The sequence below is a fragment of the Rhizobium leguminosarum bv. viciae genome, from assembly GCF_012276115.1.
In the GTDB taxonomy this organism is placed as follows: domain Bacteria; phylum Pseudomonadota; class Alphaproteobacteria; order Rhizobiales; family Rhizobiaceae; genus Rhizobium; species Rhizobium leguminosarum_T.
In genome coordinates, this window is record NZ_WIEU01000002.1 from 42,482 (window position 1) to 58,975 (window position 16,494).

At 61.5% G+C, this 16,494-nt stretch carries 20 protein-coding genes; 9 read left to right on the forward strand and 11 right to left on the reverse strand.

Annotated elements, in window-relative coordinates; all coding sequences use genetic code 11:
• Window positions 1–38 precede the first annotated feature (38 nt).
• A complete protein-coding gene (locus GFM02_RS03465) occupies window positions 39–719 on the forward strand; it encodes a spermidine synthase (protein ID WP_168321099.1) in 681 nt (226 codons plus the stop codon).
• 3 nt (window positions 720–722) lie between these two features.
• On the opposite strand, the gene GFM02_RS03470 is transcribed toward GFM02_RS03465, so the two are convergent.
• From GFM02_RS03470 to GFM02_RS03480, 3 genes are all read right to left on the reverse strand, one after another.
• Window positions 723–1,514: an HpcH/HpaI aldolase family protein gene (locus GFM02_RS03470; RefSeq protein WP_168320822.1), complete on the reverse strand. Its 792-nt coding sequence runs from the start codon at window positions 1,512–1,514 to the stop codon at window positions 723–725.
• Between the two features lie 100 nt (window positions 1,515–1,614).
• The gene (locus tag GFM02_RS03475) at window positions 1,615–1,818 is read right to left on the reverse strand and encodes a hypothetical protein (RefSeq protein WP_026265569.1); all 204 of its coding nucleotides are present in this window, start codon (window positions 1,816–1,818) and stop codon (window positions 1,615–1,617) included.
• 120 nt (window positions 1,819–1,938) lie between these two features.
• The gene (locus tag GFM02_RS03480) at window positions 1,939–2,841 is read right to left on the reverse strand and encodes a choline sulfate utilization transcriptional regulator (protein ID WP_168320823.1); all 903 of its coding nucleotides are present in this window, start codon (window positions 2,839–2,841) and stop codon (window positions 1,939–1,941) included.
• Window positions 2,842–2,983: 142 nt separating this feature from the next.
• On the opposite strand from GFM02_RS03480, the gene betC reads away from it, so the two are divergent.
• Window positions 2,984–4,492 (forward strand): choline-sulfatase, encoded by a 1,509-nt coding sequence (gene betC / locus GFM02_RS03485; RefSeq protein WP_168320824.1) that lies wholly within the window; start codon window positions 2,984–2,986, stop codon window positions 4,490–4,492.
• Window positions 4,493–4,566: 74 nt separating this feature from the next.
• Here the strand turns inward: betC and GFM02_RS03490 are convergent, their stop codons facing one another.
• Complete coding sequence (locus tag GFM02_RS03490) at window positions 4,567–5,427, reverse strand: TIM barrel protein (protein WP_168320825.1); 861 nt, start codon at window positions 5,425–5,427, stop codon at window positions 4,567–4,569.
• Window positions 5,428–5,491: 64 nt separating this feature from the next.
• The gene (locus tag GFM02_RS03495) at window positions 5,492–6,862 is read right to left on the reverse strand and encodes an amidase (RefSeq protein WP_168320826.1); all 1,371 of its coding nucleotides are present in this window, start codon (window positions 6,860–6,862) and stop codon (window positions 5,492–5,494) included.
• A gap of 275 nt (window positions 6,863–7,137) precedes the next feature.
• Between GFM02_RS03495 and GFM02_RS03500 the strand changes: the two genes are divergently transcribed.
• Window positions 7,138–7,416 (forward strand): hypothetical protein, encoded by a 279-nt coding sequence (locus GFM02_RS03500; RefSeq protein WP_168321100.1) that lies wholly within the window; start codon window positions 7,138–7,140, stop codon window positions 7,414–7,416.
• A gap of 172 nt (window positions 7,417–7,588) precedes the next feature.
• The gene (locus GFM02_RS03505; protein WP_168320827.1) at window positions 7,589–8,029 is read left to right on the forward strand and encodes a DUF1810 domain-containing protein; all 441 of its coding nucleotides are present in this window, start codon (window positions 7,589–7,591) and stop codon (window positions 8,027–8,029) included.
• 47 nt (window positions 8,030–8,076) lie between these two features.
• Here the strand turns inward: GFM02_RS03505 and GFM02_RS03510 are convergent, their stop codons facing one another.
• Window positions 8,077–8,265, reverse strand: coding sequence for a hypothetical protein (locus GFM02_RS03510; RefSeq protein ID WP_003547852.1), 189 nt, complete (start codon window positions 8,263–8,265; stop codon window positions 8,077–8,079).
• An 82-nt stretch (window positions 8,266–8,347) separates the two neighbouring features.
• The gene (locus GFM02_RS03515) at window positions 8,348–8,971 is read right to left on the reverse strand and encodes a TetR/AcrR family transcriptional regulator (RefSeq protein ID WP_168320828.1); all 624 of its coding nucleotides are present in this window, start codon (window positions 8,969–8,971) and stop codon (window positions 8,348–8,350) included.
• Window positions 8,972–9,098: 127 nt separating this feature from the next.
• Between GFM02_RS03515 and GFM02_RS03520 the strand changes: the two genes are divergently transcribed.
• Window positions 9,099–9,314 (forward strand): hypothetical protein, encoded by a 216-nt coding sequence (locus GFM02_RS03520; protein ID WP_025397489.1) that lies wholly within the window; start codon window positions 9,099–9,101, stop codon window positions 9,312–9,314.
• Between the two features lie 122 nt (window positions 9,315–9,436).
• Here the strand turns inward: GFM02_RS03520 and GFM02_RS03525 are convergent, their stop codons facing one another.
• Window positions 9,437–10,294, reverse strand: coding sequence for an SDR family oxidoreductase (locus GFM02_RS03525; RefSeq protein WP_003553847.1), 858 nt, complete (start codon window positions 10,292–10,294; stop codon window positions 9,437–9,439).
• Between the two features lie 117 nt (window positions 10,295–10,411).
• Between GFM02_RS03525 and GFM02_RS03530 the strand changes: the two genes are divergently transcribed.
• From GFM02_RS03530 to GFM02_RS03540, 3 genes are all read left to right on the forward strand, one after another.
• Complete coding sequence (locus tag GFM02_RS03530) at window positions 10,412–10,660, forward strand: type II toxin-antitoxin system Phd/YefM family antitoxin (protein ID WP_168320829.1); 249 nt, start codon at window positions 10,412–10,414, stop codon at window positions 10,658–10,660.
• A complete protein-coding gene (locus GFM02_RS03535) occupies window positions 10,660–11,082 on the forward strand; it encodes a type II toxin-antitoxin system VapC family toxin (RefSeq protein WP_168320830.1) in 423 nt (140 codons plus the stop codon). Before GFM02_RS03530 ends, GFM02_RS03535 begins: the two co-directional genes overlap by 1 nt.
• A 137-nt stretch (window positions 11,083–11,219) precedes the next feature.
• A complete protein-coding gene (locus tag GFM02_RS03540) occupies window positions 11,220–12,068 on the forward strand; it encodes an IclR family transcriptional regulator (protein ID WP_168320831.1) in 849 nt (282 codons plus the stop codon).
• A 22-nt stretch (window positions 12,069–12,090) separates the two neighbouring features.
• On the opposite strand, the gene GFM02_RS03545 is transcribed toward GFM02_RS03540, so the two are convergent.
• Window positions 12,091–13,308 (reverse strand): amidohydrolase/deacetylase family metallohydrolase, encoded by a 1,218-nt coding sequence (locus GFM02_RS03545; protein ID WP_205930173.1) that lies wholly within the window; start codon window positions 13,306–13,308, stop codon window positions 12,091–12,093.
• A gap of 265 nt (window positions 13,309–13,573) precedes the next feature.
• Window positions 13,574–14,443 carry a sigma-70 family RNA polymerase sigma factor gene (locus GFM02_RS03550; RefSeq protein ID WP_168266495.1) on the reverse strand — a complete coding sequence of 290 codons (870 nt, stop codon included), beginning with the start codon at window positions 14,441–14,443 and terminating at the stop codon, window positions 13,574–13,576.
• Between the two features lie 107 nt (window positions 14,444–14,550).
• Between GFM02_RS03550 and GFM02_RS03555 the strand changes: the two genes are divergently transcribed.
• Window positions 14,551–15,009 carry a carboxymuconolactone decarboxylase family protein gene (locus GFM02_RS03555; RefSeq protein ID WP_131662292.1) on the forward strand — a complete coding sequence of 153 codons (459 nt, stop codon included), beginning with the start codon at window positions 14,551–14,553 and terminating at the stop codon, window positions 15,007–15,009.
• A 94-nt stretch (window positions 15,010–15,103) separates the two neighbouring features.
• Here the strand turns inward: GFM02_RS03555 and rhaI are convergent, their stop codons facing one another.
• Entirely contained in the window at window positions 15,104–16,396 is a 1,293-nt protein-coding gene (gene rhaI, locus GFM02_RS03560) for an L-rhamnose catabolism isomerase (protein ID WP_168266491.1), read from the reverse strand.
• Window positions 16,397–16,494: the final 98 nt, after the last annotated feature.

Sequence of the window (16,494 nt, forward strand, 5' to 3'; positions counted from 1 at the left end):
GCTAGGGGACGGTTCCTTTCATGCGAGGCGAAGCCGTCATGCTGCCCTGGATCCAGCTCGATTCCGCGACCATTCCCGGTGAAAACGGCGAATTGCGGCTGAAGCAGCGCGGCAGCGAGTTCTCGATCATGCTCGGCGCCAACGAGCTGATGAACAGCCGCCTCAGCGGCTCGGAAGAAGCGCTAGCGACCCTTTCCTGGGATCGGATCAAAACGCATCCGAAGCCAAGGATCTTGATCGGCGGGCTCGGCATGGGCTTTACCCTGCGCGCCGCTCTCGCCGTCCTCCCGGAGGATGCCAACGTCACCGTCGCCGAATTGGTGCCTGCCGTCGTCGCCTGGGCGCGCGGGCCGATGGCCGAGGTCTTCAAGGGCTGTCTCGACGATCCGCGCGTCGGTATCCACCAGGGCGATGTCGGCGTGGCGATCCGTTCCGGCAAAGGCGCCTATGATGCGATCCTGCTCGATGTCGATAACGGTCCTGATGGCCTGACCCGCAAATCCAACGACCGACTTTACGATTTCGCTGGCCTTCGCGCCGCCGGCGACGCGTTGCGCCCCGGCGGCGTGCTCGCCGTCTGGTCGTCCGGTCCGGACCCCGATTTCACCCGACGTCTCAAGGGCAGCGGTTTTGCCGTCGATGTGGTCAACACGCGCGCCAACGGCAAACGCGGCGGCGCCCGCCACGTCATCTGGCTGGCAGTCAAACCAGTGAAATGACGTTCAAGCAGAAGCGATCCTGCGGGCGGCATTGATGGCGCGGCGGGCACCGGAGCGCAGTTGCGCGGTCTCCGCACCGGCAATGACCAGATCGAAGCCAAATTTCAGTAGCTCGCCCGCCCGCTCGCCGTCGGCGGCGAAGGCGCAGGCGAATTTGCCATGGGCGCGGCAGCGCGAAACCGCATGCTGCATGGCGCTGTCGATCTCGGCGGCGTTCGGCGCAACCTGGTCGCCGTTCGAGAGTGCGATCGAAAGGTCGGAGGGGCCGATGAAGATACCGTCGATGCCGCCAACGCCGAGGATTCCGTCGATCGCCTCGAGTGCCGCCCGGGTCTCGATCATGGCGATGGCGACGGTCAGCGCGTTGGCGTTCTTCAGATAATCATCGGCCGACAGGCCTGTATGGTTGAGCGCCAGCGACGGTCCCCAGCTGCGTTCGCCGAGAGGCGGGTATTTCGTAGTCCTGACGAAGGCTTGCGCGTCTTCGGCCGAATTGATCATCGGCGCTATGATGCCGGAGGCACCGGCATCGAGCAGGCGCGAGGCGGACGCGAAATCACCGACCGGTATGCGCGCCAGCGCCGGCTTGCCGGCAAGCCGCACCTGGGCGACGGCATTCGCTGCCGACGGCATGTCCCACATGCCGTGCTGCATATCCAGCACGATGGTGTCGAAGGCCTCCTGCGCCAGGTGATTGGCAAGCGTGGCGTCGGGAATACCGATCCAGGCGGAGATCATGCCGCCCCGCTGGTGCCTGATCCGGTCCGCAAAGCCGTCGATTTCAGCTGCGCTCATGCCATTCTCCTCAATTCGACAGGCCGCCAGCGGCCAGATATTTCTGCTCGAGGAACTCTTGAATGCCGAATTCCCTCAAAGCTATGCACGGGTTGCCGGCTCATCCTCTCCGGCGCAGTCGTGAAATAATGATTGTCACGGCGAGCCCAGCGACAGCCATGATGCTTCCCCAGAGAACCCAGATGCTTTGGTTGATCATGAAACTGGATGCAGGATAGGGAAAATAACCGCTTCCCTGGGCGATCCAAATCAGCCCCAGGAGGATCATGAGCAGTCCAACGACGTATCCGACGGTTCGCGACATGCTTCGCCCCTTCCCTATGAATCGATGCCACAATGTCGATCGGCGTCGGTCATGACAAGGCTTCTCTCCTGAGAGCGAACATATTCCGGATGCAATGAGGCACCGGCCTCGGTCCGAACGTCATGTGCGGCCGACCTCGTCCACCAGCCACGTGCTGAGCCTCTCGCTGTGAACATTTGCCGATTGCGGCGGTATCAGCCAATAACCGCGGTCGCGCGCCTCGAGTGGCGGGCCGGCTTGCACCAGCATGTGCGTGGAGAGAAGCGTATCGACCAGCCCCATCCAGCCGATCGCCACGCCTTGCTCGCTGAGAGCGGCCTGGACGACCAGCGAGTAGGTGTTGAAGCTGATATCGCCGCGGCCGGCATGGATATCGCGAATGACGGAGAATTCGGCAAAATAACTTCGCCAATCGAACCAAGGCGACGGCATCGGCGAATCGAGGTGGATCAGGATCGCCTTGGCAAGCTGCTGCGGATCGTCGAATGGGCCGTTGCGATCGAGAAAGCCTCGCGTGCAGACCGGCACCACCTTTTCCTGCAGCAGAAGCGATCCGAGGGCGCCGAATTCCGCCTTTGTGCCGAAAACCACCGCCACATCTGCGTCGTCACGAAAGCCGAGTTCAAGCCTTTGGGTCGCGACGATCTGTATATCCGTTTCGGGGTGAAGCAGGCGAAAGCCGTGCATGCGCGGGATCAGCCAAAGCGCTGAAAAGGCATAGTCGGTCCTCAGTCTGACGACCGGCCTTTGAGCGTCGGTGCGGAAACTGCGCGCCAGGGCATCGATGTCACCGACCGCCTTGGCGGCGACCTGGAAAAGCCGTTCGCCCTCCGCGGTCAACTCGACGCCGCGATGCTGGCGGCGCAGCAGGGCGACGCCGAACTGCTCTTCCAGCCGCCGAATCTGATAACTGACGGCAGGCTGCGTAAGGCCGAGACCTGCCGCCGCGGCCGAAAAGCTGCCGAGCCTTGCGACCTCAGCGAAGATGCGCATCCATCCCAGCTCAGGCACGCGGTCTGACATAAAAATTCCTTTTGGCAAGCATCAAAAAAAGCCGGCTTTACAAGCATGATGATAGTAGTTTTGATAAGATCTGCAAATAGCAAGGGACGTCCCCTTCAAGGAAGATCGTCCCGACCTTTGAGACCACAGGAGACAATTTCACATGACGCGTCCGAATATCCTCATCCTGATGGTCGATCAGTTGAATGGCACTTTCTTTCCCGATGGCCCTGCCGATTTTCTGCATGCGCCACATCTGAAATCATTGGCGGAGCGTTCCGTACGTTTCACCAACGCCTATACGGCAAGCCCGCTCTGCGCACCGGCGCGGGCCTCCTTCATGTCCGGGCAATTGCCGAGCCGAACCCGCGTCTATGACAATGCGGCGGAATTTGCCTCCGACATTCCGACCTATGCGCATCATCTGCGCGCCGCCGGATACCAGACCGCGCTTTCCGGTAAGATGCATTTCGTCGGCCCCGACCAGTTGCATGGCTTCGAGCAGCGCCTGACCACGGATATCTACCCGGCCGATTTCGGCTGGACGCCCGACTATAGCAAGCCGGGCGAGCGCATAGACTGGTGGTATCACAATCTGGGTTCGGTCACCGGCGCCGGCGTTGCCGAGATCACCAACCAGATGGAGTATGACGACGAGGTCGCCTATCACGCGGGCCGCAAGCTGTTCGATCTGTCACGCGGTCATGACGAGCGCCCCTGGTGCCTGACCGTCAGCTTCACCCATCCGCACGACCCCTATGTCGCGCGCCGCAAATTCTGGGACCTCTATGAGGATTGCCCGGCACTGGACCCTGCGGTTGCGCCGATTGCCTTCGAGCGGCAGGACCCGCACTCACAACGTCTGATGAAAGCCTGCGATCACGACGCCTTCGACATCAGCGACGAGCAGATCAGGCGGGCAAGGCGGGGCTATTTCGCCAATATCTCCTATGTCGACGAGAAGATCGGCGACATTCTCGGCGTCCTGGAACGGAGCCGCATGGCTGAAAACACGATCATCCTCTTTGCCTCCGACCATGGCGACATGCTCGGTGATCGCGGCCTCTGGTTCAAGATGAACTTCTTCGAAGGATCGGCCCGCGTTCCGCTGATGATCGCAGCACCCGGCTGGCAGCCCAGACAGATCGACCAGCCTGTCTCCACTCTCGACGTGACGCCGACGCTTGCCGGTCTTGCGGGGATCGATATTGCCTCGCTGAAGCCATGGACCGAGGGCGAGGATCTCGCAGCGCTTGCGGAAGGCACCGGCAGCCGCGGCGCGGTGCCGATGGAATATGCCGCGGAGGGTTCCGAGGCACCGCTCGTCTGCATCCGGGACGGACGATACAAGCTCTCGCTTTGCGACAAGGACCCGCCGATGCTGTTTAATCTCGAGACCGATCCGCAGGAACTCGACAATCTGGCGGCCGATCCGGCGCATGCCGAGATCTTGGCAAGGCTTGTCGAACAGGCTGGCCGGCGCTGGAATCTTTCCGATTTCGACGCAGCCGTGCGCGAAAGCCAGGCGCGGCGCTGGGTGGTCTATGCGGCGCTGCGCAATGGGGCCTATTATCCATGGGACTACCAGCCGCTGCAGAAAGCCTCGGAGCGCTATATGCGCAACCACATGGATCTGAACGTGCTGGAGGAAAACCAAAGGTTCCCACGCTAGAACAGGATGTCGTCCGAAAACCGCTCACACGTTTCGGCATCATGCTCTAGGAATGAGCAAGAAGCGCGTCTGATTTAAGCCGTCTTGCGCGCCGGCGCCTCACGCAGGAAATCCTCGATGAAGGCCTTTTGCAGCAGGATGCCGTCCCATTCATTGGGGAAGAAGGGCGAGTCATAGATTAGCGTAAAGGGACCGTCGTAACCGGCTCTCTCGCATATCTCCAGGCACCTGCGGTAATCCTCGGTGTCGAGACCGGCGACGCCGTAATCGGCTTTGGCATGGCAGATTTCCGCCCGGCCCATGATATCGGCAAGGCCTACATATTTCGCTGGCGCCGGCCAGTTGCCAAGGTCGCCGTTGAGGCCGACCCTGCCATCCAGCCGGTCCAACAGCCAGTTCATCTCGACGGGCGACGGCAGCAGGTCGAACCAGTTCTCGACGACGATACGCACACCGCTGCCTTCGGCCTTTCCGGCCAGCCAGTTCAGATGGTTGGCGGCACGGGTAAGGTTTTCCTCCGTCGGCTTCTGCTTGCCGGCAATGACGCGCATCCTCTGCGCGCCGAGGGCTGCGGCAATGTCGATCCACCCCGCCATCCATTCGACGTCGCGTTCGGCTGTCTCGGGATGGCTCGGATCGCCGTCCTCGACGAGCAGCGTCTGGAACAGCACGTTCGAGGCCGCCATCGCGCCACGCAAGTCGCTCATGTAGGCGGCGTCGAGGCTCGGCAGATGGAAGGAACAGACCTCCAGCCGGTTAACGCCGCGCGCCGAGAGCGCCGCCGGCACGTCGATCAGCGCCGTGGCACCCGGGCCATAGGGTTCTTTCGGCGCAGCGCTTTTGCCGGGATCGGGACTATAGGCATGAACGGCGCCAAGCAGCCGATGCAGCGACCATGTCGAAACCGCGAAACGTCCGTTTTGCAAAACCTGCACGTGTCTTCCTCCAGGATCTCCTCATGCCATCAATGGCAACAAAAGCCAGTCGGTTCAATTGCCATCAGGCAAAATCGCCGCGGACAACCGCCTCGGCGGCAAGGGCAATCCCCAGCAGCGCCTCATCCCGATGGGCAGTGGCCGAAAGCAGCAGGCCAACCGGCATGCCAGCCTCGCCGGTGCCGCAGGGAATGGAAACGCCGCACCAGTCGAGGAAATTGCCGAGTGCGGTGTTGCGCAACGTCTTGTTGTTCGTCGCGAAGAACAGTTCGTCATCCTGCTCCAGCGGCCCGATCGGCGGCGCGACATGGGCGACAGTCGGAAAGGCGAGCAGCCGGTCGCCGACAAGGCGCTCGACATCGGCGATCAGGCGGCTGCGCGCCTCGAGGATTCTGAGGTAATCGGGCAGCGTCGTCTTGCTTCCGAGACGGGTGCGCATGACGACACGGTGATCCATCCTGTCCGCGTCCGGTCCGGCCAAGCGTTCCTGGTGAAGTGCGAAAGCCTCCGCCGTGACCAGCGGACCATATCTCGTCATCAGCTCGAATATCTCGTCGAAGGCGGGGATGACGGTGCGGGCAACCTTGGCGCCCGCCTTCTGAAGACGTCCCAGAGCTGCCTCGAACGCATCGACGACCCCGGCTTCAGCGCCATCGAAGACGACATTTTCAGGCACGACGAGTTCCAGCCCTTGCAGGGGATGCGTGGCGACATCGGGCACCGTCAGGCCGCGCATTGCCGCGTCGATCCAGACCGCGTCCGTGACGCTGCGGCAGAGCGGTCCCAGCGAATCCAGGCTCTTTGCCAGCGGATAGACGCCCGCCATCGCGTGGCGGCCGCGTGTTGCCTTATAACCAACGATACCGTTGAAGGCAGCGGGAATGCGCACCGAGCCGCCGGTATCGGTGCCCATGGCGACCGACACCAATCCGGCCGCGACGGCGACACCAGCACCGGAGGATGAGCCGCCCGGAATGCGCGGGAGATCGGTGCCGCGCGGATTTGCCGGCGTGCCGTAATGCGGATTGATGCCGAGGCCGGAAAAGGCGAATTCGCTCATATTGGTGCGTCCGACGGCGACCATGCCCGCCTGCTGCAGGAGAGCGACGACAGCCGCATCGCGCTTGGCCGGCATATCCTTTGCCAGTACGACGGAACCCGCCGTCGTCGGCAGGCCTTCCATGTCGAAAAGATCCTTCCAGGCAATCGGAATGCCGTCCAGCAATCCAAGCGAGCGCCCTTCCCGCAGACGTCTCGAGGAGGCGCGCGCCTCCTCCATCGCCCGGCTTTCGAGCAGTGTGGTGAAGACCGCCTTGTCGGCATAATTCGTGATGGAATCGAAGACCGCCTCGGCCACCTCGACCGGGTCGGCCGCGCCACCTTGAATGAGGACGGAAAGCTGCGCGACCGACATCGCGCCGAAGGATTTGCTCATGGGACTATCCAAAAGAGAGATGCTCCTCTCTGGACTACTCCGGATCATTCCTGTGAACCAGAGCTTCACGATATTTTGCATTTATTGGTACGATTTTTTGAACACTGAGTTTGAATATCGCCCCTTCAATTGCCACGATCGAAGACACACATGCTGCTCGCATGCGGAAGCGGTTCGGCACGAGGGTGGGAATTTGCCCTAGAGAGACCGGCGCCGCATGTGTTGCAGGAGTAATTAAAATGACAGATTGTGAAACTTTAAGCCATCGCCAGGATATGGTGACCCTCCATGTAAAAGAGGACAAAACCGCCGGTTTAGGCGAGCGCGATTATGTAGATCATGTCAGCGCCCAGAAACTTTCGGCCTTCGAGCGCATTGTCGTGGTCGGAGCGCTGGTTCTCTTGAGCTTTGCGGGTTTTGCCGCATATTCTTCCGGCGATACGGACCCGATGACGACATCGGCCATTGCCGCCCCGGCCGGCGATAACACGCAGGCTCATCCGGCCTACGGCCATTGCCGCGACAGTAGCCCCTACGCCGAGAGGGTCTGCTGATACCAACTACAGCGCCGCGTTTCTTTTCGGACGCGCAACGGACGTTGTAGCACTTTGAATTGCTGCGTAACTTGTCCTTAAAATCGATTCCGATTTAAGGAATTATGCAGTGGCTCGCCGGGCATGGAGACCTTGGCCCAGGCTGCATCGACAGCAGAAAGGGAAAGGGACCATGGCCGGTGAAATCGACTATAATCTCGATCGGTTCATCGATGCCCAGAACGGCGTCTACGAACAGGCGCTTTTAGAGCTGAAAGCCGGACGCAAGACGTCCCACTGGATGTGGTTCATATTCCCACAGATCGCCGGTCTCGGTATGTCGGCGATGGCCGAAAAATATGCGATCCGCTCGGCCGAGGAAGCCGCCGCCTATCTCGCCGATCCCATTCTCTCAAGCCGGCTGCTGCGCTGCGTCGAGGCGATCCTGTCGGTGGACGGCCGATCGGCGCACGAAATCCTGGGCTCGCCCGACGACCTCAAGCTGCGCTCGTCGATGACCTTGTTTGCCGCGATCAGCGACCACGGTTCGCCCTTCCACCGGGTGATCGAGCGTTTCTATCAGGGAAAATTCGACGATCGGACGATGAAAATCCTCAGCGCCAGCACAGACTGATCTATGCCTGTCGGCTTAAAATCTGAATGCTGTTGCAAATTAAATAGTTATCGGCCCGGCCTGCTCTCCAGCGTAGCAATTTCCTCGGAAATTTCGCTCAGCCGCTGACGCAAATCGCTGTCGGTGCCGTCATCGACCTCTTCCTCGCCGAAACAATAGCGCGCATCATGGAGCTCCAGCTTGGCTTCGAGCTCGGCGCGTTTGGCATACAGGCGTTTGAGATAGACGTAGTTCATCTCCCTGCCTCCACATCGCCCTCGGGTTAGTTTAAAAACGGCATGGAAGCGGTAAGGTTCCCCTCCCACACACTTGCGGCGGTCAGGCGAAGGAAGCGATCGCTGCGTGGCAGGCCTTGGCGAAATGACCGCAGCAGCCGGCAGCGCCCATGGCCTGGCGGCTGACGCGCGCGCCTTCGAGCAGCAGCGTCAACGTATCGGCAAGGAGCCGGGGTTCGCGCGCGCCGGCCGCCGAACAGAGCGCGGCCAGGCGATCACGCTGTTCGGCCTTGTGCCGCTCGATCATTTCGTGGGCGGGATGGCCCTCGCCCTTCAGCTCGATGGCGGCATTGGCGAGATCGCAGCCGGCGGGCTCGCCATTCAGACATTGCGCCCGCAGCTCCACCCAGGCGTCCAGCTGGGCGCGCGGATTGCCGGGATAGGCCGCTTCCAGATCGCGCCAGATGGCACCCGCCTTTTCGGAGGCGCGGCGCAGCGTCTCGCAGACCAACTCGTCCTTCGAGCCAAAATGCCGATAGAGCGTCATCTTGTTGGTCAGAGCCGCGTCGGCAATGGCATCGACGCCAATGCCGCGGATGCCGCGCTCGCGGAAAAGCTCCGAGGCTGTCGAGACGATACGCTCCCGCGGGGGCAAGCGATCTTCTGGAACGGCTGCGGAGATTTCATTCGAAGTTTCTGATTTTTTTGCGGACGTAGTCCTTGACATCAATGTGACCGATCGGTAACAAATGCATTGTTACTTACCGGTAACACCACGAAACGCGAAAGTCAATGCCGAGGGCATGGCAGCGGAAAGTGGAACACGGGCGACCGCCCACGAAAGGAGGACAACCATGACAAAGACCAGAGATGACCTGACGATATCCGAAGCCCTTCGCGACCCCCTGATCGCCATGGTGTTGCGCGCCGACGGCGTAAAGCTTGAAGACTTCAAGCAACTCCTGGAGACGGCCGCCCGCAAACGCGAACCGCGCTCGACATCGGTGGGTAATATGATCGGAGCACTCGCAAGCCGCGCCAATCTGCCGGCAGTGCCCTGCTTCGGCTGAAGACGCCGCCTAAACAGCTTGGGGATCTCTCCCTGCCCCCGTCAAGGGCTGCCGTCACAACCTGACGGCGGCCCTTGCCGCTTTAGCATGTCGCGCAAAAGCGTCCAACGGGATCGCGCTCCTTAGAGGATCGGCTTGCCGCCGGTCACCGCGATGGTCGTGCCGGAGACATAGCTCGACAAGGGATCGGCCAGCATCACATAGGCTGTCGCGAGCTCGGCCGGCTGTCCCGGCCGTTTCATCGGCACCTGCTTGCCGAAATTGCTGACGCTTTCTTCAGGCAGTGTCGAAGGGATGAGCGGCGTCCAGATTGGCCCTGGCGCCACCGCATTGGCACGAATGCCTTTCTCGGCCAGAAGCTGGGCAAGGCCGGCAGTGAAATTCTGGATCGCGCCCTTGGTCGTCGCATAGGCAAGCAGCGTCGGGTTCGGATTGTCCGAATTGATCGAAGCCGTGTTGATGATGGCGCTGCCGGGCTTCATATGGGCGACGGCTGCCTTGGTCAGGTAGAACATCGAATGGATATTGACCTTGAAGGTCAGCTCCCACTCCTCGTCGCTGATCTCGTCGATGCTCTTGAAGCTCGCCTGATGCGCGGCGTTGTTGACGAGAATGTCGATACCACCGAGCTCCTTGACCGCCGTCTCGACGATCTGTCTGCAGTGGGCGGGATCCTGGATGTCACCGCTGACGAGGATAGCCTTGCGTCCGGCCTGCTCGACGAGACGTTTCGTCTCATCGGCATCCTCATCCTCGTCGAGATAGGAGAGCAGCAGGTCGGCACCCTCCCTGGCATAGGCGATTGCCACCGCCCGGCCGATGCCGCTATCGCCGCCGGTGATGATCGCGCGCTTGCCCTTCAGCCGCTCGGAACCGCGATAGCTCTTTTCGCCATGGTCGGGAACGGGGTCCATCTGTGCCGTGAAACCCGGCATCGGCTGTTTCTGGGACGGGAAAGGCGGTGTGGGATAATTTGGCATCGTGACCTCCTGGGTTCAGGGGGTCAAACTCGGGCTACGGCTTGTTGTTCCAGCGGCCTTGCGGCAGTTTTGCTTTCGGACTAAAATGACCAGAAAATTGGTCATCAGGAGCACATTATGGCAAGTTTCAATCTGGCGGAAGCCAAAGCCCATCTCAGTGAATTGCTCAATCGCGTCGAAGCCGGCGAGACCGTCGAGATTTTGCGGCATGGCAAACCGGTGGCGCAGCTCGTGCCCGTAAAGACACGCAAAAAACCGATCGAAGTCGAGCGATTGAAGGCTTTGACCGCCTCGATGAAACCGCCGGCCGAACCGGTCGATTCCACGACTTTCATCCGCGACATGCGCGACGCCGACCGTTACTGATGCTTTATATCGACACGTCAGTCCTCGTCGCCGCGTGGACGATCGAAACCCGCACGGACGACGTACAGCAATGGCTAGCGACGCTTCGATCCGAAGAAATTGCGGTCAGCGGCTGGACGATCACCGAATTTTCGAGCGCCATCGCGCTTAAGGCGAGAAACGGACAAATCGATCTGGACGATCGCAGCAAGGCTTTGGCGTTGTTCAAGGAACTATGTTCGACGACCTTCGAACTTCTGCCGATATCGCGATCGCACTTTGTCGAAGCGGCACGAATGACTGATCAACTTAATATCGGTCTGCGCGCCGGTGATGCTCTGCATCTCGCTGTCGCGCTCGGCAGCGACGCCACGTTCGTCACCCTGGACAAGGGGCTGGCAAAAGCTTGCAGCATCGTCGGCGCGCATCATCGGTTGTTATGAAGTAGACGGTATCGTGGGGTATCACGCAGCCTCCGGGATTCGACCGCCGTCACATTAGTCATACGATCAACCCGCTAAATGTTGCGATTTGCCACAGCGACAACTATGCCATAGTAATGTAACATGATCGCAGTTTTATGAGGGGCGTGGAATTGGACGGAAAGACATCATCCGCAGTTTACTCCGAAGATGAGGGCGTCGTCGGCGAGGCCGGTGGCAAGGGGGCACGCCGCGCGCGCGTCAGCGGCATCGACCGGGCGCTTCAGGTGATCGACCATCTTTACGAGACCGGATCGCCCGCCGGCGTCTATGCTATCGCCAAGGCGGTGAAGGCGCCGCTGTCGACCGTTTACGTCATCGTCGACGATCTCGTCGAGAAAAACATGCTGACACGCCAGGCCGACGGCTCGATCTGGCTCGGCGCGCGGCTCTACCATTACGGCCTTGCCTATGCCAGGTCGCTGGATTTCATGAGCATCGCCACCCACGAAATGCACGATCTCTGCCGCCAGGCCGGCGAAACCGTGCAGGTCTGCGGCCGCGACGGCGACTATATGCTGGTGCTCGCCATGGCCGACGGCCCGAGCCATTTTCAGGTGGCGTCCCGCGTCGGCACAAGGGTGCCGCTGAACTGGACGGCCTCCGGCCGCCTGCTCGTCGGCCACCTGGCCGAGGAGGAGCGCATCGAACTGTTCAAGCGCTGCGCCCGCTCTTCACCGACCGGCCGCGCCGAGATCGATCCAGGCACGCTGTCGGAAGCCGCCGGCAAGGCCTTCGAGTCGCGGCTGTCGATCCAGGCGGGGGAATCGGATTATGCGGTTGCCTGCATCGCCTCGCCGATCTGCGATCGCGACGGCCAGTGCGTCGCCACCATTTCCATCGTGCTGCCGGAACAGAAGGCGTTTTCCGACGAGAACCACTATACGGCCCACGTGCGCAGTTCAGCGGAACGGATCGAAAAACTGATGGGCTGGCGCAACCGCTGAGCATTGCGCCCTTCAGCGGATCCTACCTGTATGAATAGCCGTGGCTGTGGCGCACCAGCTTGCGCGCCCGCGGCACATAGCGGCTGGCGGTAAAGGCATCGGCACCCATCACCGCATAGCGCGGCTCAAACAGCTTGTTGAGGACCGAGACGTCGCCGTTGGAATCCGTCGCCTCGAGGTCGGAATCGACCAAATCGAAAATGGTGAATTCCGCTTGCGAGCCGACCGCAAGCCGGTTCTCCATCGACAGCTTGATGACGGATGCCGGCCCATGGGTGACGGCTTCCACCACCTTGTCGAAAGGCATGCCGACACTGAGCAGCTTCGACATCGTGGTCGCCAAGTCCCAGACCGGGAAATTCATCGAATGGCCGTGCAGATCGGTCGAAATCGAGAACGGCAGAAGTCCGCGCGCGATTGCCGCCTCGGCGACCTTGAAGGAGAAGGAGGCGCCGCCATGGCCGATGTCGAGACGGATGCCTTCGGAGGCGCAGCGCTCGGCGAGGTTGAAGAGGTCCTCGTCCTCCATAATGCTCGACCCGGCCTTGCCGTTGAAGCAGTGGGTGACGACGTCGCCGGGGCCTAGGATCTCCAGCACCTCGTCATAGAGCGCCGGCGGCTCGCCGACATGCACCATCATCGGCACTTTCAAGATCTTGGCAATCTTCTTGCCGAGCTTGACGGGAGTGATGCCCCAGGAGCCGGTGATGACGTGGCTGGCGCGCACCTTGATGCCGACGATGTGCTCGCTGTTTTCGGCATAGACTTCGAGGATGCGGTCGAGATCGATATCGCGGATATCCCGCAATTCCGCGACGCGGTTGCAGGCGACGAGGCCGATCGAGCCAAGATTGAGGAAGGCCTTGATGCGTTCGCGCGACGGCTCGATGATATATTCCCGAAAGCCATGGAAATTCGCCTCGCCGGCTGAACCGGCATCGACCAGCGTGGTAACGCCGCGCTCGACGCCGCATTCGGACGGGCGGATGGAAATATCGGTGCCGCCGTGCCAGATATGCACATGCAGGTCGACCCAGCCCGGCGAAATGAAGGCGCCCTTGCCGTCGATGCGCGCAACGTCCCGCGAGACCGCGAGCGACGGACCGATCTCGGCGATCCTGCCGTCGGCATTGACAAGAATGTCGATTGCCCCCTCTTGTGTGCCCGCACCAAAAGCCATCGGTTTGACATTGGTGAGGAGAAGCGGCTTCTTCGCCTGGTCGCCGGACATGACATGCATTCCTTTCGAAGTCTCGGACCGGGATCACTCCTCGGCCATCCGTCTGCGGGTCAGTATGGAAGAGTGTTGGGTAGCGAAAGATGCAGAGAGGTATCTGGGTCGCTACAATTCCATAGTTATGTTATATAAATCTTTATAATAGAATAAAGCCGAGGACGCCGCTGTCAAGAAAAATGACCCGGCCGTCATCGCTGAAGAAACGTGAGCGGCGCGCTCCATCCGAGGCGCGCCTGGTTTCGAAGAGCGGGCGAATTCGCGTTTCTTTTCAATCCCGAAGGATCGAATAGTCAAGCCGTTCCAGGTGATCCGGATCGGCGATGGCGTCGATCGCAGCGATCCTGCCATCGGCGATTGTCAGCGCCACCACGACGCGAAGCTGGCCCTTGATCTCCACGACGAATCCGAGCTCGCCGCCGACGATGGCGATTTCTGCCGCCTGCGCCCGACCCTTGAAGGCTTCGGCCACGTGAGCTGCGCCGCGCATTTCGCCAATCGTGCCGAAGCGGGCTGCCGTCGCATCCGGCCGGAAGACGACGTCAGGGGCAAGCACCGCGATCAAGCCCTCCAGATCACCGTTGCGCGATGCCGTCAGAAAGGCCTCGGCGATCGTCCGCTTGCGGCCGAAATCGACATCCGGCGCTTCGTCCACCCCCTGCACCCGACGGCGGGCGCGGCTTGCGAGCTGGCGGGTGGCACCGGACGAACGGCCGATGATCGGCGCGATCTCGTCGAAGGGCAGGTCGAACATATCGTGCAGCACGAAGGCGACACGTTCGGCGGGCGCCAGCGTCTGCAGCACGACGAGCAATGCCAGACCGACCGAATCGGCAAAGGCGGCTTCGCGCTCGGGATCGTTCGCGGGATCGGCGATCCCGCTATGGACAGGCGCCTCCAGCGGCTCCTCGCGTCGGGTCTTACGGGCGCGGAGCATGTCGAGGCAGATGCGCGCCACCACCGTCGTCAGCCAGCCGCCGAGATTGCCGACCCCTGTCGTATCCGCGCGGCTAAGCCGCAGCCAGGCCTCCTGAACGGCATCTTCCGCCTCGCTGCGCGAGCCGAGCATGCGATAGGCTGCGTCCCTCAGATGCGCTCTGTTCGCCTCGAATTCGTCAGTCAGCCATTTTTTCTCGTCCATGTGTCACATTCCTCCGCTGCGTTCCGTCAAAGCCATGACGCATGAAACCCGGCCGATGTGACAGCGCCGGCGGATCGTCGAACACGGAACGTATAAGGAGACATATCATGCAGGAGAGAATGGGAAATCCCGCCCTCGTCCTTCCCGCGGCCATGCAGGCGCTCAATGCCCTCAGCAAGGTGCCGGCAGAGAACGGCCTTTCGCCAAAGCTGCTCGAACTCGTCAATCTGCGCTCCAGCCAGATCAACGGCTGCAGCGTCTGCATCGATGGCCATTGGCGCATTGCCCGTAAACACGGCGAAACCGATGAGCGGCTCTTTGCCGTCGCTGGCTGGCGTGACGCTCCCTATTATAGCGATGCCGAACGCGCCGCGCTTGCGCTCACGGAGGCGCTTACCCGCCTTAGCGACCGCGCCGACCCTGTGCCGGATGATATCTGGGACGAAGCAACGCGGCATTATGACGGCAAGAGCCTTGCGGCACTCGTCATCGCCATCGCCAATATCAATGTCTGGAACCGGCTGAACATCGCCACCCGCCAGATCGCCGGGGCCTGGAAGCCGTAAACGGCGAGGTTGCCGGCAGCGCGTCACCCCTGCGCTGCCGGCAATCATCATCCCTAATCAGCATGGCTTCAGGCCATGTGAAACAATCGAGCGTTCAGATGATGCCGCCGCCGCCGGCAGCGGATGCCGGACGCTCGGCCGCCACTTGTCTGCGATAACCGCTGGCGCGGTAGACGGCGATCGGGTCGATCGCGCCGCCGGCCCTGCGCCGGGCTTCGGCCAGAATCGGCTCGACATCGGCGCGATAGGCGCGCTTCAGCGTTTCCGACGCCATCAGCGCGTCGTTGTCGTCCTGGTAGCCAGACAGCGCCTTGCGGTCGACGAGCAGTGCCTGCGCATAGGCGCGGCGGATTTCGTTGGCGCTGTTGATCAGGCTTTCGATCGGGTCGGTGACATTGTGCGACTGGTCGATCATATGGGCCGGGTTGAAGTCGTTGACGCCGCGCTGCTCGGCATCCACCAGTTCGTTGAAGACGAGGAACAGCCGGTAGGGATCGATCGCGCCGGCGTCGAGATCGTCATCGCCATATTTCGAATCGTTGAAATGGAAGCCGCCGAGCTTGCCGAACTGGATCAGCCGGGCGACGATCATCTCGATATTGGTGTTCGGCGCATGGTGGCCGAGATCGACGAGGCAATAGGCCTTGGGGCCGAGCGTCTGGGCGATCAGGTAGTTGGTGCCCCAATCCTGCACGATTGTGGAATAGAAGGCCGGCTCGTACATCTTGTGCTCGGAGAACAGCTTCCAATCGTCGGGCAGCGCCTTGTAGATATCCGCCATCGAGGCGAGGTAACGCTCGAAAGCCTTGGTGAAATGGCTCTGGCCGGGGAAGTTCGAGCCGTCGCCGATCCAGACCGTCAGCGCCTTGGAGCCGAGCGCCTTGCCGATCTCGATGCATTCGAGATTGTGCTCGACCGCCTGCGCCCGCGTCGCCGCGTCGGTATGGCTGAGCGAGCCGTATTTGTAGGAATGGGCCTGGCCGGGCGCATCGGAAAAGGTGTTCGAATTCATCGCATCGAAGCCGAGGCCGAGCGCGTCGCCCTTGGCCTTCAATTCCCTAGCATCCGCCTTGTCCCAGGGAATATGCAGCGAGACGTTCGGGGTCGCCTGCGTCAGCTGGTTGATGACGGCGCAATCGTCGAGCTTGTCGAAGATGCCGCGCGGCTCGCCGGTGCCGGGGAAACGGGCAAAACGCGTGCCGCCGGTGCCGACGCCCCAGGAGGGAACGGCAACGAAGAATTCCGCAACCTGGCGGGTGACCGCCTCGATATCGACGCCGCGACGGGCAAGCGTCGCGCCCAGTGCCTCGTAATCAGCTTTCAGCGCGGTTGCCCGCTTGTCGTTATCCGTTGCGACCAGATCCTGCGCGATCCTCAGTTCAACCATATCTTCCTCCCGACCTACATTGCGGTCTTGGACGCCCGCTGTTGCATTCCTCATTCCTGTGCCTGTCACAGGAATCCAGCCACGGCGCGTCTGCGCCG